20 protein-coding genes are annotated in these 24,085 nt (G+C 74.2%); 17 read left to right on the forward strand and 3 right to left on the reverse strand.

Annotated elements, in window-relative coordinates; genetic code table 11:
• The 16 genes from ACFO3Q_RS14090 to def form a co-directional block, all read left to right on the forward strand.
• A partial coding sequence (locus ACFO3Q_RS14090) for a YadA-like family protein (protein WP_377005376.1) occupies positions 1-3,902 on the forward strand: 3,902 nt, incomplete at its 5' end.
• A 116-nt stretch (positions 3,903-4,018) separates the two neighbouring features.
• Positions 4,019-5,917 carry a S8 family peptidase gene (locus ACFO3Q_RS14095; protein WP_377005377.1) on the forward strand — a complete coding sequence of 633 codons (1,899 nt, stop codon included), beginning with the start codon at positions 4,019-4,021 and terminating at the stop codon, positions 5,915-5,917.
• A 149-nt stretch (positions 5,918-6,066) separates the two neighbouring features.
• Positions 6,067-7,776, forward strand: coding sequence for a type II secretion system ATPase GspE (gene gspE, locus ACFO3Q_RS14100; protein WP_377005448.1), 1,710 nt, complete (start codon positions 6,067-6,069; stop codon positions 7,774-7,776).
• A 160-nt stretch (positions 7,777-7,936) separates the two neighbouring features.
• Positions 7,937-9,154: a type II secretion system inner membrane protein GspF gene (gene gspF / locus ACFO3Q_RS14105; protein WP_377005378.1), complete on the forward strand. Its 1,218-nt coding sequence runs from the start codon at positions 7,937-7,939 to the stop codon at positions 9,152-9,154.
• A gap of 5 nt (positions 9,155-9,159) precedes the next feature.
• On the forward strand, positions 9,160-9,582 hold the full coding sequence (gene gspG, locus ACFO3Q_RS14110) for a type II secretion system major pseudopilin GspG (protein ID WP_377005379.1): 423 nt from the start codon (positions 9,160-9,162) through the stop codon (positions 9,580-9,582).
• Positions 9,583-9,592: 10 nt separating this feature from the next.
• A complete protein-coding gene (gene xpsH / locus ACFO3Q_RS14115) occupies positions 9,593-10,075 on the forward strand; it encodes a type II secretion system protein XpsH (protein WP_377005380.1) in 483 nt (160 codons plus the stop codon).
• Entirely contained in the window at positions 10,072-10,539 is a 468-nt protein-coding gene (locus ACFO3Q_RS14120) for a type IV pilus modification PilV family protein (protein ID WP_377005381.1), read from the forward strand. The genes xpsH and ACFO3Q_RS14120 overlap by 4 nt, the downstream gene beginning before the upstream one ends.
• Entirely contained in the window at positions 10,536-11,189 is a 654-nt protein-coding gene (locus ACFO3Q_RS14125; RefSeq protein ID WP_377005383.1) for a prepilin-type N-terminal cleavage/methylation domain-containing protein, read from the forward strand. Before ACFO3Q_RS14120 ends, ACFO3Q_RS14125 begins: the two co-directional genes overlap by 4 nt.
• The gene (locus ACFO3Q_RS14130) at positions 11,186-12,055 is read left to right on the forward strand and encodes a type II secretion system minor pseudopilin (protein WP_377005384.1); all 870 of its coding nucleotides are present in this window, start codon (positions 11,186-11,188) and stop codon (positions 12,053-12,055) included. Before ACFO3Q_RS14125 ends, ACFO3Q_RS14130 begins: the two co-directional genes overlap by 4 nt.
• 43 nt (positions 12,056-12,098) lie before the next feature.
• Entirely contained in the window at positions 12,099-13,244 is a 1,146-nt protein-coding gene (locus tag ACFO3Q_RS14135; protein WP_377005385.1) for a PilN domain-containing protein, read from the forward strand.
• On the forward strand, positions 13,225-13,854 hold the full coding sequence (gene gspM, locus ACFO3Q_RS14140; RefSeq protein ID WP_377005386.1) for a type II secretion system protein GspM: 630 nt from the start codon (positions 13,225-13,227) through the stop codon (positions 13,852-13,854). The genes ACFO3Q_RS14135 and gspM overlap by 20 nt, the downstream gene beginning before the upstream one ends.
• Positions 13,844-14,662 carry a hypothetical protein gene (locus ACFO3Q_RS14145; RefSeq protein WP_377005387.1) on the forward strand — a complete coding sequence of 273 codons (819 nt, stop codon included), beginning with the start codon at positions 13,844-13,846 and terminating at the stop codon, positions 14,660-14,662. The genes gspM and ACFO3Q_RS14145 overlap by 11 nt, the downstream gene beginning before the upstream one ends.
• A 9-nt stretch (positions 14,663-14,671) precedes the next feature.
• Positions 14,672-16,834: a type II secretion system secretin GspD gene (gspD, locus tag ACFO3Q_RS14150; RefSeq protein WP_377005388.1), complete on the forward strand. Its 2,163-nt coding sequence runs from the start codon at positions 14,672-14,674 to the stop codon at positions 16,832-16,834.
• 7 nt (positions 16,835-16,841) lie between these two features.
• On the forward strand, positions 16,842-17,726 hold the full coding sequence (locus ACFO3Q_RS14155) for a glycosyltransferase family 2 protein (protein ID WP_377005389.1): 885 nt from the start codon (positions 16,842-16,844) through the stop codon (positions 17,724-17,726).
• Entirely contained in the window at positions 17,710-18,582 is an 873-nt protein-coding gene (locus ACFO3Q_RS14160) for a glycosyltransferase family 2 protein (protein ID WP_377005390.1), read from the forward strand. The genes ACFO3Q_RS14155 and ACFO3Q_RS14160 overlap by 17 nt, the downstream gene beginning before the upstream one ends.
• A 106-nt stretch (positions 18,583-18,688) precedes the next feature.
• Positions 18,689-19,213, forward strand: a complete 525-nt coding sequence (gene def / locus ACFO3Q_RS14165) for a peptide deformylase (protein WP_377005391.1) — start codon at positions 18,689-18,691, stop codon at positions 19,211-19,213.
• A 13-nt stretch (positions 19,214-19,226) separates the two neighbouring features.
• Here the strand turns inward: def and ACFO3Q_RS14170 are convergent, their stop codons facing one another.
• Entirely contained in the window at positions 19,227-19,979 is a 753-nt protein-coding gene (locus ACFO3Q_RS14170) for an acid phosphatase (RefSeq protein WP_377005393.1), read from the reverse strand.
• A complete protein-coding gene (pyrF, locus tag ACFO3Q_RS14175; protein WP_377005394.1) occupies positions 19,976-20,803 on the reverse strand; it encodes an orotidine-5'-phosphate decarboxylase in 828 nt (275 codons plus the stop codon). Before pyrF ends, ACFO3Q_RS14170 begins: the two co-directional genes overlap by 4 nt.
• A 284-nt stretch (positions 20,804-21,087) precedes the next feature.
• Between pyrF and pncB the strand changes: the two genes are divergently transcribed.
• Positions 21,088-22,263 carry a nicotinate phosphoribosyltransferase gene (gene pncB / locus ACFO3Q_RS14180; protein WP_377005395.1) on the forward strand — a complete coding sequence of 392 codons (1,176 nt, stop codon included), beginning with the start codon at positions 21,088-21,090 and terminating at the stop codon, positions 22,261-22,263.
• A gap of 134 nt (positions 22,264-22,397) precedes the next feature.
• On the opposite strand, the gene ettA is transcribed toward pncB, so the two are convergent.
• Positions 22,398-24,059, reverse strand: coding sequence for an energy-dependent translational throttle protein EttA (gene ettA, locus ACFO3Q_RS14185; RefSeq protein ID WP_377005396.1), 1,662 nt, complete (start codon positions 24,057-24,059; stop codon positions 22,398-22,400).
• Positions 24,060-24,085: the final 26 nt, after the last annotated feature.

A 24,085-nucleotide genomic window follows, 5' to 3' on the forward strand; every position in this document is an offset into this window, starting at 1 on the left:
CGGTCGGCTTCCTGGCGGATGCGGGCGCGGCCAACAGCGTGGCGCTGGGTGCGAACTCGGTAGCGGACCGCGCGGACACGGTGTCGGTGGGCGCTGCGGGTGCGGAGCGCCAGATCGTCAACGTGGCCGCGGGCACCGAGGACACCGATGCGGTGAACAAGGCCCAGCTCGATGCGGTCGCGGAGACGGCGGAGCGGACCGGCCGCTACTTCACCGCCACCGGCGGCGAGGAGAGCGAGGCCGGCGCCTACGCCGAAGGCGACTACGCCACCGCCGCGGGCGAGGCGACCAATGCCATCGGCACCGGCGCCTCGGCCTTCGGCAGCGGTGCCGCGGCGATCGGCGACTTCGCCATGGCGTCCGGCTACGGCGCCACGGCGGCGGGCGACAACACGGCGGCCTACGGGGCCGGCGCGCAGGCCACCGCCGAATACGCCACCGCGCTCGGCGCGGAGAGCGAGGCCACCGGCGAACAGAGCACGGCGACGGGCGCGGCGGCCGTGGCGAGCGGCGACGGCGCCGTCGCGACCGGCGCGCTGGCGGAGGCCTCGGGCATCGAGGCCACGGCCGTCGGCTACTTCGCCACCGCCTCCGGCGTGGGGGCGACCGCACTCGGCGCCGAGAGCGTCGCCACCGGCGACCTCGCCCTGGCCGCGGGCATCGCCGCCACGGCGGGCGCCCACTTCGCGACCGCGCTCGGCGGCCTCGCCCAGGCGGAGGGCGCAAACAGCACCGCGGTCGGCAACGCCGCCGCCGCGCTCGACGAAGACGCCACGGCGGTGGGCGCCGACAGCGTCGCCGCGGGCGCGGGCAGCACCGCCGTCGGCACGGCCGCGGCGGCGGACGGGGACGCGGCGACCGCGCTGGGTGCGGGCAGCCTGGCCTCCGGCGCAGGCGGCACCGCCCTCGGTGCCGGCGCCTGGGCCACCGGCGAGGACAGCGTCGCCGTCGGCCACGCCAGCACCGTCACCGCGGCCAACAGCGTGGCGCTGGGCGCGAACGCCGTGGCCGACCGTGCGGACACGGTCTCGGTCGGCAGCGCGGGCAACGAACGCCAGATCACCAACGTCGCTGCCGGCACCGCCGGCACCGACGCGGTCAACGTGGCCCAGCTCGCCGCGGCCATCGCCGACGTCGATGCCGAGGGCAACCGCTACTTCTCGGCCACGCCGGCCGAGGGCGCGGTGGGCGACGGGGCGGACGCCTCGGGCGAACTCGCCACCGCCGGCGGCGAGGGCGCGGTGGCGGCGGGCGACGCGGCCACCGCGCTCGGCGCCCATGCAGAGGCCGAGGGCGACTACGCGACCGCGGTGGGTTCGAGCGCGCTGGCGCTGGCGCAGGGCGCGACGGCGCTGGGCAGCGGCGCATTCGCGCTGGGCGAGCACAGCACGGCGACCGGCTTCAACGCCAGCGCGATGGCGGATGCGGCGACCGCGACCGGCGCCGGCGCCTGGGCGACCGGCGAGGCGAGCACGGCCACGGGCGTGAGCGCGATCGCGGAGGGTGACAACAGCGCCGCCTACGGCGCCGGCAGCGCCGCGTTCGGCGCCGAGAGCACGGCACTGGGCGCGGGCGCGCAGGCGTACGCCGACGAGGCCACCGCGGTGGGCGCCAACAGCAGCGCGGAGGAAGGCGGCACCGCGACCGGCACGGGCGCGGCGGCCGGTGCCTACGCGACGGCGGCGGGCTACGGCGCCGACGCGGGCGGCAACCAGGCGGTGGCGGTGGGGCTGAACAGCAGCGCCAGCGAGGCGTACACGACGGCGGTGGGCGGCTACAGCGACGCGAGCGGCCAGTTCTCCTCGGCGATCGGCTATGCGGCGCAGTCGAGCGGGCTGGGCGCGTTCGCGGCGGGCACGGAGACGGTGGCGTCGGGGAACCTGGCGACGGCGGTGGGCTCGCTGGCGAACGCCTCGGGCGCGAGCGCGGTGGCGGTGGGCGAGAGCGCGACGGCCACGGGCGAAGGCGGCGTGGCGGTGGGCGGCTCCTACGCGGGGCTGATCCCGACGGAGGCGACGGGCGTCGCGTCGACGGCGGTGGGCCAGGGCGCAGGCGCGACGGACGACCAGGCCACGGCGGTGGGTGGGCTGTCGTGGGCGGACGCGGTGAACGCAACGGCGCTGGGCTACGGGGCGTACGCCTCGGCGATCAACAGCGTGGCGCTGGGCGCGGGGTCGGAGGCGGACCGCGCGAACACGGTCTCGGTGGGTGCTGCGGGCGCGGAGCGCCAGATCGTCAACGTGGCGGCCGGCACCGAGGCGACCGACGCGGTGAACAAGGCCCAGCTCGATGCCATCGCCAGCGCGGTGGAAGAGAGCGGGCGCTACGTCGCGGTCGACGGCGACGAGGCCGCCTCCGCGTCGGGCGGCGACGCCGCGGCGGTGGGTGCCGGCGCGGTCGCGTCGGGTGCGGGCAGCGCCGCCTGCGGCAGCCGGGCGGTGGCGGCGGCGGGCAACAGCGCGGCCTTCGGCGCCGGCGCGACGGTCGCCGAGGCCGGCAGCTACGGCCGCGCGCTCGGCGAGGGCAGCCGCGTCGCCGCGGCGGGCAGCGTGGCCCTCGGCGCGGGCGCCACGGCGGAGCAGACGAACGTGGTCTCGGTCGGCAGCGGCGACGGCGTCGGCGGCCCAGCGACGCGGCGCATCGTCAACGTGGCGCCGGGCAACGTGTCCGCGGGCAGCACCGACGCGGTCACCGGTGGGCAGCTCCACCAGACCAACCAGCGCGTCGGCGCGGTGGAGACGCGCGTGGACGCCATCGACGACCGCATCGGCGGCATCGAGGGCGCCGCGCTGAACGCGGTCGCCTACGACGGTCCGGAGCGTGGCGACATCTCCCTGGCCGGGGAGAACGGCACCACCATCAGCAACCTGCGCGCGGGCATCGTGGCCAGCGGCAGCACCCAGGCCGTGACCGGCGGGCAGCTCCACCAGACCCACGTCAGCGTGGCCGAGATGCTGGGCGGCGGCGCGGGCGTCAACGCCGCGGGCGGGCTGATCCCGCCGACCTTCCTGGTCCAGGGCAGCAGCTACAGCAGCGTGGGCGCCGCCATCGCCGCGCTCGACCAGAGCGTGACCCGGCTCGACGCGCGCGTCGGCCAGCTTGGCGGCAACGTGCCCGTGCCGGCCTCGGACGCTGGCGCGGGCGCGAGCTTCGGTGCGGGCGCCGTGGCCAACGACGCCTCGGGCACCGCGCTCGGACAGGGCACCTACGCACACGGCCCGGGGGACACGGCGGTCGGCGCCAACACCTACGTGGGCGCGGACCAGAGCACGGCGGTGGGCGCCAACGCCTCGATCAGCGCGGCCGGCACCGACGCCGTCGCGGTGGGCGAAAGCGCGAGCGTGACCGCGGCCAGCGGCACCGCCCTGGGCCAGGGCGCGCAGGCCACCGCGGCCAATGCCGTCGCGCTGGGCCAGGGTTCGGTCGCCGACCGCGAGAACGCGGTCTCGGTGGGCGCGGCCGGGGCCGAGCGCCAGGTCACCAACGTCGCGGCCGGTACGGCCGACACCGATGCGGCGAACCTGGCGCAGGTGCGGCAGGGGAACATCGAGACCCTCAACAGCGCCCGCGTCTATACGGACCAGCGCGTCACCGAGGCGCTCGCGCTGCCGATGGCCGCCATCGACGACCTGCGCAACGAGACCAGCGAGCGCTTCCGCCGCACCGACATCCGCATGGACAAGATGAGCGCGATGAACGCGGCGATGGTGAACATGGCCGCCAGCGCCGCGGGCATCAACACGCCCAACCGCCTCGCCGTGGGCGCCGGCTTCTCCGGCAGCGAGCAGGCCCTGTCCGTCGGCTACCAGCGCGCCCTGAACGAGCGCGCGACCCTGACCCTCGGCGGCGCCTTCAGCGGCGACGAGAGTTCGGCCGGCGTGGGCCTCGGCTTCGGCTGGTAGCGCCGCTGCACCGTGCCGCCGGGCCGGCGAGGCCCGGCGGCGGCTTCCTCCCGCCACGGGGCGCGGCCGGGTCCGTCCGGCCGCGGATGCCGTGGCCATACCCAGAGGTGATCGACATGAATACGCCATCCCACCCCCTGCTGCGCCGGACCCTCCTGAGCGTGCTGGTGGCCGCCGCCGCGTCCGGCAGCGCCATCGCGCAGGTCGCCGAGGTGCGGGGCCCGGGCGAGGCCCCGGTCCACGTCGTGCAGGCGCCGCAGCGCTTCGTCGTGAAGTACGCCGCCGGCGGCGACGCGGCGCCCGGCATCGCGCGCGCGCTCGAATCGACGCTCGAGGCGGCGATCGCCCGCGCCGGGCTGGACCGGGCGCCGGCGGCCGCGCGCAACGCGACGCCGCTGCGCGTCCAGCACCGACGCGCGATGGCGGCGGACGGCTGGCACGTGGTGACCACCTCCCGCCCGCTCGACGCGACCGAGGCCGAGTCCTTCCTGCGCGCGGCCCGCGCCGACGCCGGCATCGCCAGCATCGAGATCGACAGGCTCTACCAGCACATGGGCATCGAGGGGCCGACCGCGTCGCCGCCCAGCGACCCGAACTACGCGCAGTACCAGTGGAACTTCGGCAACCCGGTCGGCGGCATCGCGCCCCACGCGGCCTGGGACCTCTCGACCGGGCAGGGCGTGGTCGTCGCCGTGCTCGATACCGGCATCACCGAGAACACGCTCGACCTCCAGGCCAACGTGATCCCGGGCTACGACTTCATCAGCGACCGGCGCGTCTCCCGGCGCGCGGAGGACGGGCGGGTACCGGGCGGCTGGGACATCGGCTCGTGGACCGAGGAGAACTACTGCGTGCAGCTCGGCGCGCTGCCGCATCCGGCGCGCACCAGCAGCTGGCACGGCACCCACGTCGCCGGCACGATCGCGCAGGAGACCAACAACGGCATCGGCCTGGCCGGCGCCGCGCCCGACGCCAGGGTGATGCCGGTGCGCGTGCTCGGCTCGTGCGGCGGCTTCGGCAGCGACATCGCCGACGCGATGATCTGGGCGGCCGGCGGCAGCGTGCCCGGCGTGCCCGACAACGCCAACCCGGCCGAGATCCTCAACATGAGCCTGGGCAGCAGCGGCCCGGCCGCCTGCCCGGCCTACTACCAGGACGCCATCGACGAGGTGAACGCGCGCGGCGCCGCCATCGTCGTGGCGGCCGGCAATTCCAACGCCGACGCCGGCACCTACACGATGAGCAGCTGCGACGGCGTCATCAGCGTGGGCGCGACCGGCATCGCCGGCGGCAAGGCGGGCTACTCGAGCTGGGGCGCCAAGGTCGACCTCTCCGCGCCGGGCGGCGGCGGCCAGGTGGACGGCAACCCCTCCGGCTTCGTGTGGCAGGTGACCAACGGCGGCACCCAGGGGCCGGTGGCGGGCAACTGGATCCTGCGCGGGATGAGCGGCACCTCGATGGCGTCGCCGCACGTGGCGGCGGTGGCGGCGCTGGTGCAGAGCGCGGTCGAGACCCCGCTGACCTGGAGCGAGCTGCGCGACCTGCTGGTCTCCACCGTGCGGCCCTTCCCGGTCGCGCCGCCGGCCGCCACCCCCATCGGCGCCGGCATCGTGGACCCGCTCGCCGTGGTCGAGGCGGCGCTCGACGACGAAGGTCCCTGCGACCCGGCCACGGATCCGGACTGCGGCGGCGGCACGCCCATCGACGCCACCCCGATCGCCGCGGGCGAGGTGGTCGCCAACCTCGCCGGGGGCGCGGGTGCCGAGCACCTCTTCTCCATCGAGGTGCCGGCCGGGACGGCGAGCCTGAACGTGCTGACCTACGGCGGTACCGGCGACGTGTCGCTCTACGTCAGCCGCGGCACGGAGCCCAGCGCCGACAGCCACGACCACCGCTCGGTCCGGCCCGGCACCAACGAGACGGTGCGCGTGGCCAATCCCGCGGCCGGCACCTACTACGTCAAGGTGATCGGCGTCGCGCCCTTCTCCAGGGTGAGCCTGCAGGCGCGTCGCTGACCGGCCCCGCCCGGCATGCCGCGCCGCCTCCCGTGGGCGGCGCGGTCGCCCCGGCGCCGTGGGGACAGGACGGCCCGCGCTTGCTGTAGAGTCCGCGTGCCGTCCTTCGTCCCCCCGGTGCCTCGGCAGTGAATGCGCTTTCGAACCCGATCGAGACCCCGGTCGAGCGCGATGCGGACGTCCGCATCGTGGAGGCCCTGCTGGCGCGCGGGCGGCTGAAGGAGGGCGATCTCGCCCGCGCACGGCGCCTGCACGAGGAATCGCCCGCGGGCGCACCGCTGGTGCCCCTGCTGGCCCGGCTCGGGCTCATCTCCGAACGCGACCTCGCCGAGACCAGCAGCGAGGTGCTCGGCCTGCCCCTGCTTCCGGCCAAGGACTGTCCGGACACGCCGCCCGCCGACCTCGCGCTGTCGGTGCGCTTCCTCAAGCAGTACGCGGTCTGCCCGATCGGCGAGGACGCCGGCCACGTCGACCTGCTGGTCGCCGATGCCCAGGACGCCTACGCGGTCGATGCGGTGGCGCTGGCCACGGGCCGCCGGGTGCGGGTGCACGTCGGCCTGCGCTCCGAGATCGCCGACCTGATCGAGCGCTACTACGGCCAGGGCCGTTCCGCGATGGGCACCATCGTCGAGAACCTCGGCGACGAGGGCGCGCGCGACGAGGACGACGTCGAGCATCTGCGCGACCTCGCCTCCGAGGCGCCGGTCATCCGGCTGGTCAACCTGGTCATCCAGCGCGCGGTCGAGAACCGCGCCTCGGACATCCACATCGAGCCGTTCGAGAACCGGCTCAAGGTGCGCTACCGCATCGACGGCGTGCTCGAGGAGGTCGAATCGCCGCCGGCCAACCTCACCGCGGCGGTGATCTCGCGCATCAAGATCATGGCCAAGCTCAACATCGCCGAGCGCCGCCTGCCGCAGGACGGCCGCATCATGGTCCGCGTGCAGGGCAAGGAGCTGGACCTGCGCGTCTCGACGGTGCCCACCGCGCACGGCGAGAGCGTGGTCATGCGCCTGCTCGACCGCGAGTCGATCGTGTTCGACTTCCAGTCGCTGGGCTTCACCGACGCCTTCCTGCAGAAGTTCCTGCGCGTGCTCGAGCAGCCGCACGGCATCCTGCTGGTCACCGGCCCGACCGGCTCGGGCAAGACCACCACGCTCTACACCGCGCTGTCGCAGCTCAACACGCCGGACGTCAAGATCATCACGGTCGAAGACCCGGTCGAGTACCAGCTCGAGGGCGTCAACCAGATCCAGGCCAAGCCGCAGATCGGCCTCGACTTCGCGCACGCGCTGCGCTCCATCGTGCGCCAGGACCCGGACGTCATCATGATCGGCGAGATGCGCGACCTGGAGACCGCGCGCATCGCGATCCAGTCCGCGCTCACCGGCCACCTGGTGCTGTCCACCCTGCACACCAACAACGCCGCCGGCGGCATCACGCGCATGCTCGACATGGGGGTCGAGGACTACCTGCTCACCTCCACCGTCAACGGCATCCTGGCCCAGCGCCTGGTGCGCAGGATCGAGCCGACCCACGCCGAGCGCTACCAGCCCTCGCCCGAGGTGATCGAGGAGTTCGGCCTGCGCAGCCTGCAGCCCGAGGGCCCGATCCACCTCTACCGCCCGGTCCCGTCGGCGCTGACCCCCACCGGCTACCTCGGCCGCACCACCATCATGGAGTTCCTGGTGATGAACGACGGCCTGCGCCGGCTGGTGATGCAGCACGCCGGCATGGGCGAGATCGAGGCCGCCGCCCGCAGCGACGGCATGCGTACCATGTACGAGGACGGCCTGATCAAGGCCATGCAGGGCATCACCACCATCGAGGAGGTCCTGCGGGTGACGCAGGAGGGCTAGCAGTGAAGCGGGAATCGGGAGCCGGGAATCGGGACCTGCCGGCCATCGCCAGGACCGCGCGCAGTCTTCTTCCGGTGGCCGCTTCCGGAAGGCGGCGGCGAGGCATGCGCCACGCTCCAGGTCCCGCTTCCCGTTTTCCGCTTCCCGGCTCCTGACCCCCATGCCCCAGTTCCGTTACCGGGCGCTGAGCGCCAGCGGGGAGACGCTCGACGGGCAGATGGAGGCGGCGAGCGCGGACGAGGTGATCGTGCGGCTGCAGGACGCCGGGCACATCCCCATCGAGGCCCGCAGCGCGGATGCGCTCGACGGCGGCGCGGGGCTGGGCAGCCTGTTCCGGCGCCGCGCCCTGAGCCAGGACCAGGTGCTGCAGTTCACCCAGCAGCTCGCGACCCTGCTCGGCGCGGGGCAGCCGCTGGACCGGGCGCTCGCGATCCTGCTCGACCTGCCCGAGACGCCGCAGGCGCGCCGCGTGATCGAGCGCGTGCGCGACGCGGTGCGCGGCGGCACGCCGCTGTCGGCGGCGCTCGAACAGCAGCACGGCCTGTTCTCGCGGCTCTACGTCAACATGGTGCGCGCCGGCGAGGCCGGCGGCAGCCTGCACGAGACGCTGGCACGCCTCGCCGACTACCTCGAGCGCAGCAAGGCGCTGCGCGGCAGCGTGATCAACGCGCTGATCTATCCGGCGATCCTGATGGCCATGGTGGGCCTGTCGGTGGTCGCGATGCTCGCCTACGTGGTGCCCCAGTTCCAGGCCATGTTCGAGGGCATGGACGCGGAGCTGCCGCTGCTCACGCGGGCCGTGCTCGGCCTCGGCGAGCTGGCCGCCGGCTACTGGTGGCTCGCCCTCGCCCTGCTCGTGGCGGCGGCGCTGTGGTTCGACCGGCGCCGGCGGGACCCGGACTGGCGCCTGCGCTTCGACCGCTGGCTGCTGCGGCGCCGGCTGGTGGGCGACCTCGTCGCGCGGCTGGAGACGGCGCGGCTGGCGCACACGCTCTCGACACTGGTCGGCAACGGCGTGCCGCTGCTGACCGCGCTCAACGTCGCGCGCAACGTGATCGGCAACCGCGCCCTGGTGCAGGCGCTGGACGCGGCCGCCGAGGAGGTGAAGACCGGCGGCGGCCTCGCGCATGCGCTGGCGCGCTCGAAACTCCTGCCGCGCCTTGCGGTCCAGATGGTCCAGGTGGGCGAGGAGACCGGGGAGCTCGACGCCATGCTGACCAAGGTCGCGACCACCTTCGACCGCGAGACGGCGCAGGCCATCAACCGCTTCCTCGCCGCCCTGGTGCCCGCACTGACCATCGTGATGGCCCTGGTCGTCGGGATGATCGTGTTCGCGATCCTGGTTCCCCTCTACGACATGACGCAATCCATAGGATGACCCGCATGAAGAACAGCTACGCCGTTCCGCCCCGCGCCCAGCGCGGTTTCAGCCTGGTCGAGATCATCGTGGTGGTGGTGCTGATCGGCGGCATCGTCGCCTTCGCGGGCAGCCGCATCCTCGGCGGCTCGGACCGCGCCAACGTGCGCCTGGCCCAGAGCCAGATCACCACGCTGGCGTCCAAGATCGACCAGTTCGAGATGGACGTCGGGCGCCTGCCGCAGACCCTGGACGAGCTGGCCACCGCGCCTTCGAACGCCAGCGGGTGGCTGGGCCCCTACGCGCGCCCGGAGGAGTTCCGCGACCCGTGGAACACGCCCTTCGAGTACCGCGTGCCGGGCGAGAACCGGCCGTACGACCTCATCAGCTACGGCGCCGACCGGCGCCCGGGCGGCGAGAGCGTCAACGCCGACATCCGCAACGACTGACCGCGGTGCCATGCGCACCCGCGTCCGCGCACCGCGGCAGGCGCCACCGGCGAACGGCTTCAGCCTGATCGAGATCGTCGTCGTCATCGCCCTGGTGGCGGTGCTGACGGCGACGCTCGCGGTGTCGCTGTCCGGCGGGCTCGACGGCGTGCGCATGCGCAACGCGGTGAAGGACGTGGCCGCGCAGCTGCGCTTCGCGCGCGCCCGCGCCATCGTCGGCGGGCAGCCGCAGGACTTCCTGGTCGAGCCGGCGGCGCGGCGCTGGCGCGGCGCGGAAGGACGCGAGGGCACGCTGCCGGAGGGCTTCGAGCTCAGCGCCTACGGCGCCGAGGAGGTGCAGCCGGCGGAGGGCGTGATCGCCATCCGCTTCTTCCCCGACGGCTCGGCCACCGGCGGCCGCATCGAGATGGCGCGCGGCGCGGCCCGCTGGCAGGTGGACGTGGCCTGGCTGACCGGCGAGGTCAGGCTCGCGCGCGGGGACGAAGCGCCATGAGCCGCCCCGCCCCGCGGCGCCGTGCCGCCGGCTACACCCTGCTCGAGGTGATGGTGGCCTTCGCGCTGCTGGCGGTCGGGCTCGGCATCCTGCTCGGCATCCTCGCCGGCGGCGTCCGCCAGGTGCGCGATGCGCAGGCCACCAGCGAGGCGGCGCTGTACGCCGAGTCCCTGCTCGACGGCGAGCGTGCGCTCGGGGCGCTCGAACCCGGCGTGCGGCGCGGCGAATGGGCCGAGGGGCGCTACCGCTGGACGCTGAGCGTGGAGGACTACGTCGATCCCCTCGCGGGCGACGCGGGGCCCGTCGTCTCCGCCTCGCCCGCGCGCCTGCGCCACCTCGTGCTGGAGGTGCACTGGGGCGAAGGCGGTCCGCGCGAACGGCTGCGCCTCAGCACGCTGCATGCCGGCATCGATCCCGGGGCGCTGGCGCCGCCGGCGATGCTCGACCCGGACGGCGGCCGATGAGGCGGGCGGCGGGCTTCACCCTCATCGAGATCGTCCTGGCGACGGCCCTGCTGGCGGCAGGGCTGGTGCTGGCCTACGCCACCCTGCGCACGGCCACCGGCTTGGTGCAGCGCGCGGAGGACATCGCCGTGCGCACCGACCGCCTGCGCGCCGTGCAGGGCTTCCTGCGCCGCCAGTTGCAGGTCGCGCAGCCGGTCGCCTTCGAGCGCGAGGTGGGCGGGCCCGGCATCGTCTTCCAGGGGGACGCCGGCGGCGTCCGCTTCGTGGGACCGATGCCCGGCTACCTCGCCCGCGGCGGCCGCCACCTGCAGGAACTCGTGCTGGTGCGCGAGGGCGATGCGCTGCTGCTGCGGTTCGAGCATCGCCTGATGCTGGACGAGACGCCGATCGAGGATCCGGAGCCGCGTCCGCCGGAGGTGCTGCTGCGGGGCATCGCCGAGGCGGCCTTCGAGTTCCGCGGCGTCGAGGACGACGGCAGCGTGGGCGACTGGGAACGCGGTCCGTGGCAGACGCCGGAGCGGCTCCCGGTGGCGGTGGCGCTCCGGCTGGTCCTCGCGGACGGCTCGCGCTGGCCGCTGTTCGAGGTGCCGTTGATGATGGGCACGCACGGCGCCGACGGGCCTTCCGTGCCGCTGGAGCCGCCGCCATGAACCGCGCCCGCAACGGCCGCCGGGGCGCGGCCCTGCTGATGGTGCTCTGGCTGCTCGGCCTGCTGACCGTCGTGGTCGGCGGCTTCGTCCTGGTCTCCCGCACCGAGGCGCTGCAGGGCCGCGCCGCCCGCAGCGGGACACAGGCCCGCTACGCGGCGGAGGCCGGCATCGACTACGCCATGGCGCGCGTGCAGGACCCGCTCGTCGAACGCCGCTGGCATGCGGACGGGCGCGCCTACCGGCTGCCGTTCGACGGCGCCGAGGTGGAGATCCGCATCGTGGACGAGTCCGGCAAGGTGGATCTCAACGCCGCCGACGCGGAGATCCTCGCGCGGCTGTTCATGGCGCTGGAGATCGACGAGGACACCGCGCGCGGCCTTGCGGGGGCGATCCTCGACTGGCGCGACGCGGACGACCTGCTCCAGCCCGTGGGCGGCGCGGAGTCCGCCCAGTACGCCGCGGCGGGACGGCCCTACGGCGCGCGCAACGCGCCCTTCGACAGCGTGGCCGAGCTGCAGCTCGTGCTCGGCATGACGCCCGCGTTCTACCGCGCCGCCGCGCCCCATCTGACCGTGTTCTCCGGGCTGGCGCTGCCGAACCCGCAGTTCGCCCAGGGCCCGGTGCTGGAGGCGCTGGGGCTGGACCCGCTGCAGCGCGAGGAGATCCTGGCCGCGCGCGAGGCGGCGGACGCGGTCGATCCCGGGCTCGGCGTGGCCGCCTTCGGAACCGGCTCGTATAGTATCGAGAGCACCGCCACGCTCGCCGACGGGGCCACCGCACACGTCTCGGCGACGGTGCGGGCAGGCGGCGGGCCGGGAGGCCGGATCTACGTCCCCTTGAACTGGCGGCTCGGAGAGGTGTTCTGATGGTTGCTCGGCATCATCCCTGCCACGGACGGCGCGCTTCCTGATGCAGGCCGTCGAACGACTGCGCGATCCGCTGGCGCGGCTGCGTACCCGCTACGCGACGAGCCGTGCCCCCGATTTCTTCGTCTGGTGGCGCCAGCGGCTGGCCGAGTGCCTGCCGGCGCGCTGGCGCGGCCTGCTGGGCCGCGGCCCCACGCGGGTGTTCTGCCGGGTCGAGCCCGACGCCCTGGCGCTGTGGAGCGACGATGCCGCGGCCGGCGAGCGCCTGCGCATCCCCGCCGACGCGCTGGAGGGCGTGCGTCCGGCGCTGGAGGCCGCCTGGCGCCGCGAGCGCCGGCCGCGCTGGCTGCTGCTGCCGGCCGCGCAGGTCCTGCGGCGCCGCATGAGCCTGCCGCTCGCCGCGGGCGAACGCCTGCGCGAGGTCCTCGGCTTCGAGCTCGACCGGCAGACCCCGTTCCGCGCCGACCAGGTGCACTTCGATTTCCGCCTGCTCGGTCGCGACGTGGAGCGGCGCCAGCTCGACGTGGAGCTGGTCGTGCTGCCGCGGGCGGCGCTGGACGCCGCGCTCGCGCGGATGGGCGCCATGGCCGCCGACCTCGACGGCGTGGACGTGGAGGCCGCGGACGCGCCGCAGGGCCGGCTCGGCCTCAATCTGCTGCCGTCGGACAGGCGCGCGCAGCGTCGCGATCCGGCGCGGCCGCTGAAGGCCGTGCTGGGCCTGACCGCGGTGCTCGCCACCGGCTTCGCCCTGTGGCAGACGCTCGAGAACCGCCGCGACGCCGTCGAGGCGCTGCGCGCGGCCGTCGCCGAACGCCGCGCCGAGGCCCAGCAGGTGCAGGCGCTGCGCACCCGGCTGGAGGATTCCGCCGGCGGCGCGAGCTTCCTCGCCGAGCAGCGCAACGCGCGGCCCGGCATGGTGGCCCTGCTCGACGACCTCACCCGGCGCATCCCCGACGGCACCTCGCTGGAGCGGCTGGTGGTGAACGGCGACCGGGTCAGCATGATCGGCCTGAGCGACCAGGCCTCGGCCCTGGTGGCGGGCCTGCAGGCATCGCCCCTGCTGGACGCGCCGGCGCTGTCGGGCTCGGTGCAGAACGACGCGCGCAGCGGGCGCGAGCGCTTCACCCTGGTGGCGGGGCTGGTCGCGCCGGCGGCGACGGAGGTGGGCGATGCCGCGCCTGCGCCTTGAACGCAGCCCCGTGCGCGAGCGCTGGCTCGCCGTCGGCCTCCTCCTGGCCGTGCTGGCCCTGGCCTACCTCGTGCTCGTGCACTGGTGGTGGACCGCGCCGCTGCTCGCACTGGACCGCGACGTGCAGGACCTGCGCGCGCAGGAGCAGCGCATGCGCATGATCGCCGGGCAGCGGCCGGCCATCGAGGCGGCGCTCGCCGAGGTGCGCGAGACCGAGCAGGGCGACCCGGGCTTCCTGCCCGAGGCCAGCGCGCAGCTGGCGGCCGCGGGCCTGATCCAGCGTCTCGACGGCGTCGTCCGCAGCGCCGCGCCCAGCGGCTGCGAGGTCACCAACCGCACGCCCGCACCGGCCGCGCAGCGCGGCGGCGAACGCTATGCCCGCGTGGTGCTGCAGGTCCGCCTGGCCTGCGGCATCGACGGCTTCGCCGCCGTGCTCGCCGAGCTGGAGAGCGGGCGCCCGCAGCTGTTCGTGGACAACCTCAACGTGCAGGCCCGGCGCACGCTCCGCAACGCGCGCAGCGCGGCACCGGCGCAGCCCGGCGCGCTCGACATCACCTTCGATCTCTACGGATTCCTGCGGCGGCAGGCGGAGCCCGGCGATGCAGACTGAGAGCCGCGGACTCTGGCTGCTCGCGGCGGTGGCCGGCTGGTCGCTGGTCGCGGTGGCGGCGGCGCTGGCCGGCGTCGGCGGCCGCATCGCGCTGGCGCCGGACGATCCCGCGCTGGTGCCGCCGTTGCCCCAGGCGCGGCGCGTGGCCCAGGCCGAGCCGGAACTGGTGGACCGCAGCGAGATCGCGGCACGTCCGCTGTTCGCGCCGGACCGGCGCCCCACGGTGGTGGACGCGCCGGTGGCGGAGGCCGCGCCGCCGCTGGACCTGCGCCTGAGCGGCGTCATCCTGAGCGGCGACACCCGCCTGGCCATCCTCACCGACGCCCAGGACCACACCCGCAGCTGGCGGGTGCGCGTGGACCAGCCGCTGGCCGGCGCGCCCGACTGGCGCCTGGTCGAACTGGGGCCGCGCAACGCCGTGCTGCTGGGACCGGAGGGGCGCAGCGAGCTCGAACTGCGGATCTACGAGGGGCAGGGCGGCGATCCGCCGACACCGATGACGATGCCCACGGCCCAGGTCGACGCTATGGGCGACGCCCGCCGGGCGCGGCGCGAGGCGCTGGCCCGCGCGCGCGCGGAGCGGGAGGCGAACGAGGCGGCCCAGCAGGCGGCCGACGCCGCGCCGGCCGGCGTGGTGCCCGGCTCGCGTCCGGCCACGCCGGTGGTGGCGCCCGACGTCGAGGCCATGCCCGATCCGCAGGAGCAGGCCGAGCGCATCCGCCAGCGCATCCAGGAGCGCCGCGAGCAGCTGCGCCGGCAGCAGCAGGACGCAGTCAACGGTGGCCGCAACACGAACGCACAGAGATAGAGTGAACGCATGACCCACACATTCCGACGCGGCCTGCGTCCGCTGGCGATCGCGGCCCTGCTGGTGGTGCTCGGCGGCTGCGCCACGATGCCGTCGCCGACCATCCAGCGCAGCCCGACGCCGGTCATCCAGACCGGCGCGGACCCGGTCCTGGACGAGGCCGCGCCGCCGCCCCAGGCCACGCTGCTGCCCGGCACCGGCGAGCTGATCGACCGCGGCGCCGCGGCGGTGCCGCCGCCGACCTTCGCCAACGACGGCGACGCCACCTTCAACTTCGAGGGCGAGTCGGTGCACGCGGTGGTCAAGGCCATCCTCGGCGACCTGCTGCAGCAGAACTACGTCATCGCGCCGGGCGTGCAGGGCACGGTCACGCTGTCGGTGACCCAGCCGGTCAATGCCAGCCAGGCGCTCGGCCTGCTGGAAACGGCCCTGGCCTGGAACAACGCGCGCCTGATCTGGGCCGACGGCCGCTACAACGTGGTGCCGGCCGACCAGGCGGTCGCCGGCAACCTCGCGCCGCGCGCCGCGGGCAACCCCGCGCGCGGCTTCGAGACGCGGGTGGTGCCGCTGCGCTTCATCTCCGCGCTGGAGATGGAGAAGGTGCTGGCGCCCTACGCGCGCCCCGGCGCCATCGTGAACGTGGACAACGGCCGCAACGTCATCACCCTGGCGGGCACCGGCAGCGAGCTGGCGAACTACCTGCGCACCATCGAGATCTTCGACGTGGACTGGCTGGCCGGCATGTCGGTCGGCATCTTCCCGCTGGACTCGGCCAACGCCGAGGACACGGTGAACCAGCTCAACCAGGTGTTCGGGCCCGACAGCGATACCCCGGTCGCCGGCATGTTCCGCTTCATGCCGCTGGCGGGCACCAACTCGATCATGGTGATCACTCCGCAGGCGCGCTATCTCGGCCACGTCGAGCAGTGGCTCAAGCGCATGGACGCCGGCAGCGGCGCCGAGCTGTTCACCTACCAGCTCAAGTACGTGAAGGCCTACGACCTGGCGCAGCGCCTGTCGGAGGTCTACGGCGGCTCGGGCGGCGGGCGCAGCGCGCCGTCGCTGGCGCCCGGCATGCGGGGCGTGCAGGTCAGTTCCGGCAGCGAGCTCGGCGGGCGCGCCTCGAACCGCCGCGCCGGGGCCGGCGGCCTCGGCGGCGGCGCGGGCGGCGAGATGCAGTTCCTCGGCAACGACCCGGGCGCGCAGAGCGGCAGCGTGACCTTCGAGATCGAGGGCCAGGAGGTCGGCGTGGCCGCGGTGGACGAGAGCAACGCGCTGCTGATCCGCGCCAACCGCTCGCGCTGGGAGGCGATCCGCCGCGTCATCGAGCAGCTCGACGTGATGCCGACCCAGGTGCACATCGAGGCGCAGATCGTGGAGGTGGCGCTGACGGGGGATCTCGAGTACGGCGTGAACTGGTTCTTCGAGAACGCGGTGGCATCGCAGGAGGAGGCCTATCCCGGGATCACGGCGCTCGCCGCCGCGCGCGGCAGCCTTGGCACCTGGGGCGGGGCCATCGGCATCGGAGGCGCGAACTGGGTGTTCGCCGGAGACAACGCCGCGGCGGTCCTGCGTGCACTGGATGCGGTCACCGACCTCCGCGTGCTGTCGACGCCGTCGGTCACCGTCCGCAACAACGCCGAGGCCAACCTCACCGTCGGCTCCGACATCCCCATCTCCACGACCTCGTTCAATCCGATCCTCGGCGGCACCGGCGAGATCACGAACGTGCAGTACCTGGAGACCGGCACCATTCTCAAGGTTCGGCCGCGGGTCAGCGGCGATGGCATGGTCTTCATGGAGATCATCCAGGAGATCACCACGCCCGTGCTCGGCTCGGTCACCGACACGAACCCGAATCCGCAGATCAACACGCGCAAGCTGCAGACCGAAGCCGCGATCCGCAGCGGCGAGACGATCATGCTCGCGGGACTCATTTCCGACAGCGTGGATGCCGGACGGCGTGGACTGCCGGGCCTCAGTCGCCTCCCTGTCGTCGGTGGCCTCTTCGGCCAGCAGCGACGGAACAGCGTGCGCCAGGAGGTCGTCATCCTCATCACCCCGCGCGTGATCCGCAGCGCCCAGGAGGCGCGGGACTTCACCGACCAGTACGGCGCGCGCTTCCGCGCGCTGGAGCCGCTGCGCGAGCCGGCGGCGGTGCAGGAGCCGTGAGCGGACGATGAGCGAGCCATCCGCGCAGGGGGCGGATGCGACGGAACGCGCGGGTGCCGCCGCAGCGGCGCTGCCGGTCGTCCTGGTCCCCGTCGACAACACCCTCGACGAACTCGATGCCTGCCTCGCCGCGCTGGACCGCGGCCTGCCGCGCGACGCGCGGGTGTGGCTGGTGGACGATGCCCGCGCCGAGCCGCGCCTGCGCGCGGTGATCGACGCCTGGCTGGCGCGCACGCCGCTGTCGGCCGACTACAGCCGGCGCGCCCGGCCCTGCGGGCCGGTGCGCCTGATCGCCGAGGCCATGGCCGCCTGCGCCGACGACGTCGTCCTGATCGACTGCGACGTCTGCGTCGCCGGACAGGCGGTGCCGCGCCTGGCCGCCGCGCTGGCGGCCGACCGCGGCATCGGCACGGCCACGGCGTGGTGCAACGCCGGCGAGGTCGCGGCCTGGCCGCGCATCGGCGAGATCAACCCGCCGCCGGACGACGCCGACGCGCTCGCGGAGGCCGCGGCCGCACGCGCGCCGCGCTATCCCGCGCTGCCCGGCGCGGTGCCGCATGCGGTGGCGCTGCGGCATGCGGCGGTCGCCCAGGCCGGCGGCCTGGATGCCGAGACCTTCGGCTCCCTCGCCGCGGCGCTGGCGGATCTCTCGCAGCGCCTGGCCGGCCTCGGCTGGCGCAACGTGCTCTGCGACGACGCCCTGGTGGTGCGCGGGCGCGAGAGCGGCATGGCCGAGGGCGACGCCGTGGCCCTGGCCGCACGCTGGCCCGGACTGACGCCGGCCGTCGCGCGCTTCCTCATGGACGATCCGCTGCGCGACGCGCGCGCGGCGCTGGCGGACGCCCTGCAGCGCCAGCCGCCCCCGGGAGGCCAGCGTGATCTCTTCGCCTGACTCCGCCGTGCGCGACATCGACGCGGTGGTCGTGACCTACCGCAGCGCCTCGACCATCGAAGCCTGCCTCGACGCCCTGCTCGCCGCCGACGGCGTGGCCAGCGTGACCGTGGTGGACAACGCCTCCGACGACGGCACCCGCGCGCGGGTCGAGGCGGTGCAGGCCCGCGACGCACGCCTGCGCCTGATCGCCAACGGGGGCAATCCCGGCTTCGGCACCGCATGCAACCAGGGCGCGGCGCGCGGCGGGGCCGCCTGGGTGGCGCTGGTCAACCCGGACTGCGTGGTCGCCCCGGACACCCTGTCGCGCCTGCGCGCGCATGCCGGGGCGGACCCGGACATCGGCCTGCTCGGCGCGGACCTGGTGGACGCCGCCGGCGTACGGGACGGCGCGGCGCGCCGGCGCGAGCCGACGCTGGCGGCCATGCTCGGCGGCGGCGCGGCGCTCGCCCTGCCGGTCGATGCCGGCGCGACGCTGCAGCGCGTCGACGCCTGCTCGGGCGCCCTGATGCTGATCCCGCGCGCGCTGTACGCGCAGCTCGGTGGCTTCGACGAGGGCTACCGGCTGCATGCCGAGGACCTCGACCTGTGCCGGCGCGTGCGCGAGGCCGGGCGTGTCGTCGCGGTCGCCAACGACGTGCGCGTCGTGCACCTGCGCGGGGTCTCGAGCCGCAGCCGGCCGGTGTTCGTCGAGTGGCACAAGCACCGGGGCCTGTGGCGCTACTTCGCGCGTTTCGAGGGCCGCAGCGCAGGGCCCGCCAAGCGGCTGTTCGCGCGCGCGGCGATCTGGGGGCACTTCGCGCTCATCCTGCCCCGCCTCCTCTGGCGCCAGCTGCGCGCCCGCAACGGCGCGTAGGCGCGCGGTCGCGGCCGGAGCGGGCGGGCGCCGGACCGCGCCGGCAGGCTGGCCCGCCGGTGCCGGGGCGACGCAGAATGCGGGCGGTCCAGCGAGGCGATCCGCCATGATCCATCCCATCCTCCGCATGGGCGACCCGCGCCTGCATCGCGTCGCCCGGCCCGTCGCCGACTTCGGTCCCGCGCTGGCGACGCTGGTGGCGGACATGTTCGAGACCATGGACGCGGCAGGCGGCGTGGGCCTGGCGGCGCCGCAGATCGGCGTGGACCTTCAGCTGATGGTGTTCGGCTTCGAGCGCAGCGCGCGCTATCCGGACGCACCGCCGGTGCCGCGGACCGCGCTGTGCAATCCGCAGTTCGAGCCGCTCGATGCGCGGACGGAGGACGGCTGGGAGGGCTGCCTGTCGATTCCCGGCATGCGCGGCCTGGTGCCCCGCCATGCGCGCATCCGCTACCGCGGGCTGACACCGGACGGCGAGACGCTCGTGCGGGAGGCGGACGGCTTCCACGCCCGGGTGGTCCAGCACGAACACGACCACCTCGTCGGGCGGCTGTATCCCTCGCGCATCCGCGACTTCAGCCGCTTCGGCTTCAACGACGTGCTGTTCCCGGAGCAGGGGCCCGACGCCTGAGGCGCCGCGCGGCTCAGTGCGCGGTCGCCGACGGCGCGCTCGTCGCGGCGTCAGGAAGGCCCAGGGCGGCGCGCAGTTCCTCGCGCGCGGCCTCGAAGTCCCGCCGGAAGGCCGGCTGCCGGAACAGGCGGTCGGCGAGCACCGTGCCCGCGATGCGTCCGGCGTCGACGTCGCTCGGATAGTGCACGCCCGCCACCACGCGGTTGCGCGCGTAGCGCCCGGCGCGGGCGAAGATCGCCTCGCTGCGCTCGGGCAGCATGCGCGCGAGCACGATGGCGGCGACGTAGGCGTAGGTCGCGTGCCCGCTCGGATAGGACGCCCCGTGGGCCTCGACCAGTGGCGCGACGGCATCGCTCGCCTCGGCCGGCCGCGGCCGTTCCCAGCGCGCCTTGGCCGCGCGCGTGCCGCCGCGCAGGTCGTCCGCGGTGCCGTCGAGCAGGGCGGCCACCCGCGGCGTGCGCGCCGGATCGAAGCCGGGGCCGATGGCGTCGGCGAAGCGGAAGGGCGAGATCTCCACGTCCGCGACCGCCTCCGCGCTCTCCGCGGGCGTGCGCGACCGCTGCAGCGCCAGGACCGCCTCCAGGTCGGCGCGCGCCTCGGCGGAGCCGGCGGCCGGCGGCGGCGCCAGCAGCTCGGCCAGGGGCGGCAGGTCGCCGCCGAGATAGCCGCCCGGGCGTCCGGTCGCCTGCGCGCCGGCGAAGGCCGCGGCCAGCAGCAGGCCGCAGGCCACGCGGGCGGAGCGGGGCAGTGCCGTCCGCACCGTCATGCGCCCTGGCCCCCGCGATGGCGGTTGATGGCGTCGCGCTGCGCGCGCGCGGCGGCGCGCGCCGCATCGGCGAAGTCCGCGCCGTCGCCGGCGTAGAGGATGGCGCGCGAGGAACTGATCACCAGTCCGCTGCCGTCGGCGGTGGCGGCGCTGCGCATCACCGCCGCCACGTCGCCGCCCTGGGCGCCGATGCCGGGAACGAGGAAGGGCAGGTCGCCGACGAGGGCGCGCACCTGCGCGAGCTCCTCGGGCCAGGTGGCGCCCATCACCAGCAGGCAGTTGCCGTTGGCGTTCCACTCGCGCGCGACCCGCGCCGCGACGTGCTGGTAGAGCGGACGGCCCTCCACCGGCAGGTCCTGGAACTCGCCGGAGCCCGGGTTCGAGGTGCGGCAGAGCACTACCACGCCCTTGTCGGCGCGGTCGAGGAAGGGCTGGGCGCTGTCGCGGCCCATGTAGGGATTGATGGTGACCGCGTCCGCGCCGTAGCGGTCGAAGGCTTCGGTCGCGTAGTGGCGGGCGGTGCTGCCGATGTCGCCGCGCTTGGAGTCGAGGATCACCGGCACGCCGGGGTGCGCCGCGTGGATGTGCGCCACCAGCCGCGCCAGCGCGTCCTCCGCGCCCAGCGCCGCGAAGTGCCCGATCTGCGGCTTGAACGCGCAGACCGCGTCCGCCGTCGCATCCACGATCTCCCGGCAGAACGCGAACACCGCATCGGGCGTATCGCGCAGGTGCGCCGGAAACCGCTCCGGCTCGGGGTCGAGCCCGACGCAGAGCAGAGTGTCGTGATCGCGCCAGCGGGCGCGGAGGGCGGCGATGAAGGACATGCTGGGTGGGGTGGAGGGGAGGGTGGGTAGTGTGCCGTGGTGAGGTAGAAGCGGGAATCGGGAATGGGGAATCGGGAATCGGGAATGGGAGGCGGCAGCGGAGTGAGCGACGGAGCTCCGCATCCCCACCTCACCAACCTCCAGGTCCCGATCCCCATTCCCGATTTCCGCTTCACCCAACGCCATACTGGCCCCTTCGGGACATACAGAGCGCGGCATCCCCGCCTCACCCGCCCCCAGGTCCCGATTCCCGACTCCCCATTCCCGCTTCACCAAAAAAAGCCATGCCCATCCCCTCCCTCCTCGACACCGACCTCTACAAGTTCACGATGATGCAGGCGGTGCTGCACCAGCATCCGGCGGCGCAGGTGGAGTACCGCTTCAAGTGCCGGACGCCGGGCGTGGATCTGGCGCGGCACGTGGATGCGATCTCCGAGGGGATCGACGCGCTGTGCGCGCTGCGCTTCCGGGAGGACGAGCTGGACTGGCTGCGGGGGCTGCGCTTCATCCGCTCGGACTTCGTCGACTTCCTCGGCCTGTTCCGCCTCGACCGCAAGTACGTGCATCTCGCGCCGTCGGCGTCGGTGCCGGGGGAGATCGACCTGACGATCCGCGGGCCGTGGCTGCACACCATCCTGTTCGAGGTGCCGCTGCTGGCCCTCGTCAGCGAGGTCTGGTCGCGCGCGACGCACGTGCTCGACCCGGCCGAGGGGCTGCGCCGGCTCGACGCCAAGATCGAGCGCCTGGTGGCGGCCGATCCCGAGGGCCGGCTCGCCATCGCCGACTACGGCACCCGGCGGCGCTTCTCGCGCGACTGGCAGCGCCAGGTGCTGCTGCGCCTGCGCGAGGGGCTGGGGCCGCGCTTCGTCGGCACCAGCAACGTGATGTACGCGCGCGAGCTGGGCATGACGCCGCTGGGCACCATGGCGCACGAGTGGCTGCAGGCCTTCCAGGCGCTGGGTCCGCGCCTGCGCGACTCGCAGAAGGCGGCGTTCGAGGCCTGGGCGCAGGAGTACCGGGGCGACCTCGGCATCGCGCTGTCGGACGTGGTCGGGATCGACGCCTTCCTGCGCGACTTCGACATGTACTTCTGCAAGCTGTTCGACGGCATGCGGCAGGACTCGGGCGATCCCTTCGCCTGGGGCGACCGGGTCGTCGCCCACCTCGCCGCCAACCGCGTGGACCCGCGCACCAAGACCCTGGTGTTCAGCGACGCGCTCGACGTCGAGCGCGTGCTGGCGCTGCAGGACTACTTCCGCGGCCGCGCGCGCGTGGCCTTCGGCATCGGCACCAACCTCACCAACGACGTCGGCCCCCGGCCGCTGTCGCTGGTGATCAAGATGACCCGCTGCAACGGTCAGCCGGTGGCCAAGCTGAGCGACTCGCCGGGCAAGACCATGTGCGAGGACCCGGGCTACGTCGCCTACCTGCGGCAGGTGTTCGGCGTCGCCGAAGGCTAGGGCGCGCGGGCGGCGGAAGGCGCCCGGGCCGCGACGCCCCGGACGTTCTGCCGCCCGCGCTCGCCGTGCCCCTGGAACGAGGAACGGGCGCATCGCTGCGCCCGTTCCCGTGTCGCCGGCGTCCGCCGTGCGCCTTACTTCAGCGCCTTGAAGCGGATGCGCTTGGGACCGGCGTCCGCGCCGAGGCGGCGCTTCTTGTCCTCCTCGTACTCGCGGTAGTTGCCCTGGAAGAACTCCACATGCGAGTCGCCCTCGAAGGCGAGGATGTGGGTGGCGATGCGGTCCAGGAACCAGCGGTCGTGCGAGATCACCATCGCGCAGCCCGGGAACTCCAGCAGCGCGTCCTCGAGCGCGCGCAGCGTCTCGACGTCGAGGTCGTTGGACGGCTCGTCGAGCAGCAGCACGTTGCCGCCCTGCAGCAGGGTCTTGGCCAGGTGCAGGCGGCCGCGCTCGCCGCCCGAGAGCGTGCTGACGATCTTCTGCTGGTCCTGGCCCTTGAAGTTGAAGCGGCCGATGTAGGCGCGCGACTGGATCTCCACCCCGTTGATGTTGAGGATGTCCGAGCCGCCGGAGACCTCCTGGAACACGTTGTGGTTGCCCTCGAGCTTCTCGCGGCTCTGGTCCACGTAGGCCAGCTTCACGGTCGGGCCGATCACGATCTCGCCGGCATCCGGCTTCTCCTTGCCCGTGATCATCTTGAAGAAGGTCGACTTGCCGGCGCCGTTCGGGCCGATGATGCCGACGATGGCGCCGGGCGGCATGATGAAGGACAGGTCCTCGATCAGCACGCGGTCGCCGAAGCTCTTGGTGACGTTGCGGAACTCGATCACCGAGTTGCCGAGGCGCTCGCCCGGCGGGATGAAGATCTCGTTGGTCTCGTTGCGCTTCTGGTACTCGACCGACTGGAGCTCCTCCAGCCGCGCCAGGCGCGCCTTGCCCTTGGTGCGGCCGCCCTTGGCGTTCGAGCGCGCCCACTCCAGCTCCTTCTGGATCGCCTTCTGGCGGGCCTTCTCCTGGCTCTCTTCCTGCTTGAGGCGCTCTTCCTTCTGTTCGAGCCACTGGGTGTAGTTGCCCTTCCACGGGATGCCGCGGCCGCGGTCGAGTTCGAGGATCCACTCGGCGGCGTTGTCGAGGAAGTAGCGGTCGTGGGTGACGGCCACCACGGTGCCGGCGTAGCGGGTCAGGAACTGCTCCAGCCACTCGACCGACTCGGCGTCGAGATGGTTGGTGGGCTCGTCGAGCAGCAGCATGTCGGGCTTGGACAGCAGCAGGCGGCACAGCGCCACGCGGCGCTTCTCGCCGCCGGAGAGGGTGCCGATCCTGGCGTCCCACGGCGGCAGGCGCAGGGCGTCGGCGGCGACCTCGAGCTGCTGCTCGATCAGGTGCGCGTCGCCGGCGGCGAGGATGGCCTCCAGGCGCGCCTGCTCGGCGGCGAGCTTGTCGAAGTCCGCGTCCTCCTCGGCGTAGGCCGCGTAGACCTTGTCCAGCTCGGCCTGGGCGCTCAGCACCTCGCCGACGCCTTCCTCGACCGCCTGGCGGACGGTGTGCTCGGGGTTGAGGGTGGGCTCCTGCTCCAGGTAGCCGACCTTGATGCCGGGCTGCGGGCGGGCCTCGCCGGAGAAGTCCTTGTCGACGCCGGCCATGATCCTGAGCACGGTGGACTTGCCGGCGCCGTTCAGGCCCAGCAGGCCGATCTTGGCGCCGGGGAAGAACGACAGCGAGATGTCCTTGATGATCTGGCGCTTCGGCGGGACCGTCTTGGACACGCCGTTCATGGTGTAGATGTATTGCGACATGGGGGCTCCGGGCCGGTGCGCAGGGA

Origin of the sequence: Coralloluteibacterium thermophilum (genome assembly GCF_042654365.1) — a bacterium.
Classification (GTDB): Bacteria; Pseudomonadota; Gammaproteobacteria; order Xanthomonadales; family Xanthomonadaceae; genus Coralloluteibacterium; species Coralloluteibacterium thermophilum.

What these genes read in the sequence shown, in the direction of transcription:
- pncB (WP_377005395.1), top strand. Translation starts at nt 21,088, where the DNA reads ATGCCCATCCCCTCCCTCCTCGACACCGACCTCTACAAGTTCACGATG.
- ACFO3Q_RS14125 (WP_377005383.1), top strand. Translation starts at nt 10,536, where the DNA reads ATGAGGCGGGCGGCGGGCTTCACCCTCATCGAGATCGTCCTGGCGACG.
- ACFO3Q_RS14120 (WP_377005381.1), top strand. Translation starts at nt 10,072, where the DNA reads ATGAGCCGCCCCGCCCCGCGGCGCCGTGCCGCCGGCTACACCCTGCTC.
- gspM (WP_377005386.1), top strand. Translation starts at nt 13,225, where the DNA reads ATGCCGCGCCTGCGCCTTGAACGCAGCCCCGTGCGCGAGCGCTGGCTC.
- pyrF (WP_377005394.1), bottom strand. Translation starts at nt 20,803, where the DNA reads ATGTCCTTCATCGCCGCCCTCCGCGCCCGCTGGCGCGATCACGACACT.
- ettA (WP_377005396.1), bottom strand. Translation starts at nt 24,059, where the DNA reads ATGTCGCAATACATCTACACCATGAACGGCGTGTCCAAGACGGTCCCG.
- ACFO3Q_RS14135 (WP_377005385.1), top strand. Translation starts at nt 12,099, where the DNA reads ATGCAGGCCGTCGAACGACTGCGCGATCCGCTGGCGCGGCTGCGTACC.
- ACFO3Q_RS14095 (WP_377005377.1), top strand. Translation starts at nt 4,019, where the DNA reads ATGAATACGCCATCCCACCCCCTGCTGCGCCGGACCCTCCTGAGCGTG.
- xpsH (WP_377005380.1), top strand. Translation starts at nt 9,593, where the DNA reads ATGCGCACCCGCGTCCGCGCACCGCGGCAGGCGCCACCGGCGAACGGC.
- ACFO3Q_RS14170 (WP_377005393.1), bottom strand. Translation starts at nt 19,979, where the DNA reads ATGACGGTGCGGACGGCACTGCCCCGCTCCGCCCGCGTGGCCTGCGGC.
- ACFO3Q_RS14145 (WP_377005387.1), top strand. Translation starts at nt 13,844, where the DNA reads ATGCAGACTGAGAGCCGCGGACTCTGGCTGCTCGCGGCGGTGGCCGGC.
- gspF (WP_377005378.1), top strand. Translation starts at nt 7,937, where the DNA reads ATGCCCCAGTTCCGTTACCGGGCGCTGAGCGCCAGCGGGGAGACGCTC.
- gspG (WP_377005379.1), top strand. Translation starts at nt 9,160, where the DNA reads ATGAAGAACAGCTACGCCGTTCCGCCCCGCGCCCAGCGCGGTTTCAGC.
- gspD (WP_377005388.1), top strand. Translation starts at nt 14,672, where the DNA reads ATGACCCACACATTCCGACGCGGCCTGCGTCCGCTGGCGATCGCGGCC.
- def (WP_377005391.1), top strand. Translation starts at nt 18,689, where the DNA reads ATGATCCATCCCATCCTCCGCATGGGCGACCCGCGCCTGCATCGCGTC.
- ACFO3Q_RS14155 (WP_377005389.1), top strand. Translation starts at nt 16,842, where the DNA reads ATGAGCGAGCCATCCGCGCAGGGGGCGGATGCGACGGAACGCGCGGGT.
- ACFO3Q_RS14130 (WP_377005384.1), top strand. Translation starts at nt 11,186, where the DNA reads ATGAACCGCGCCCGCAACGGCCGCCGGGGCGCGGCCCTGCTGATGGTG.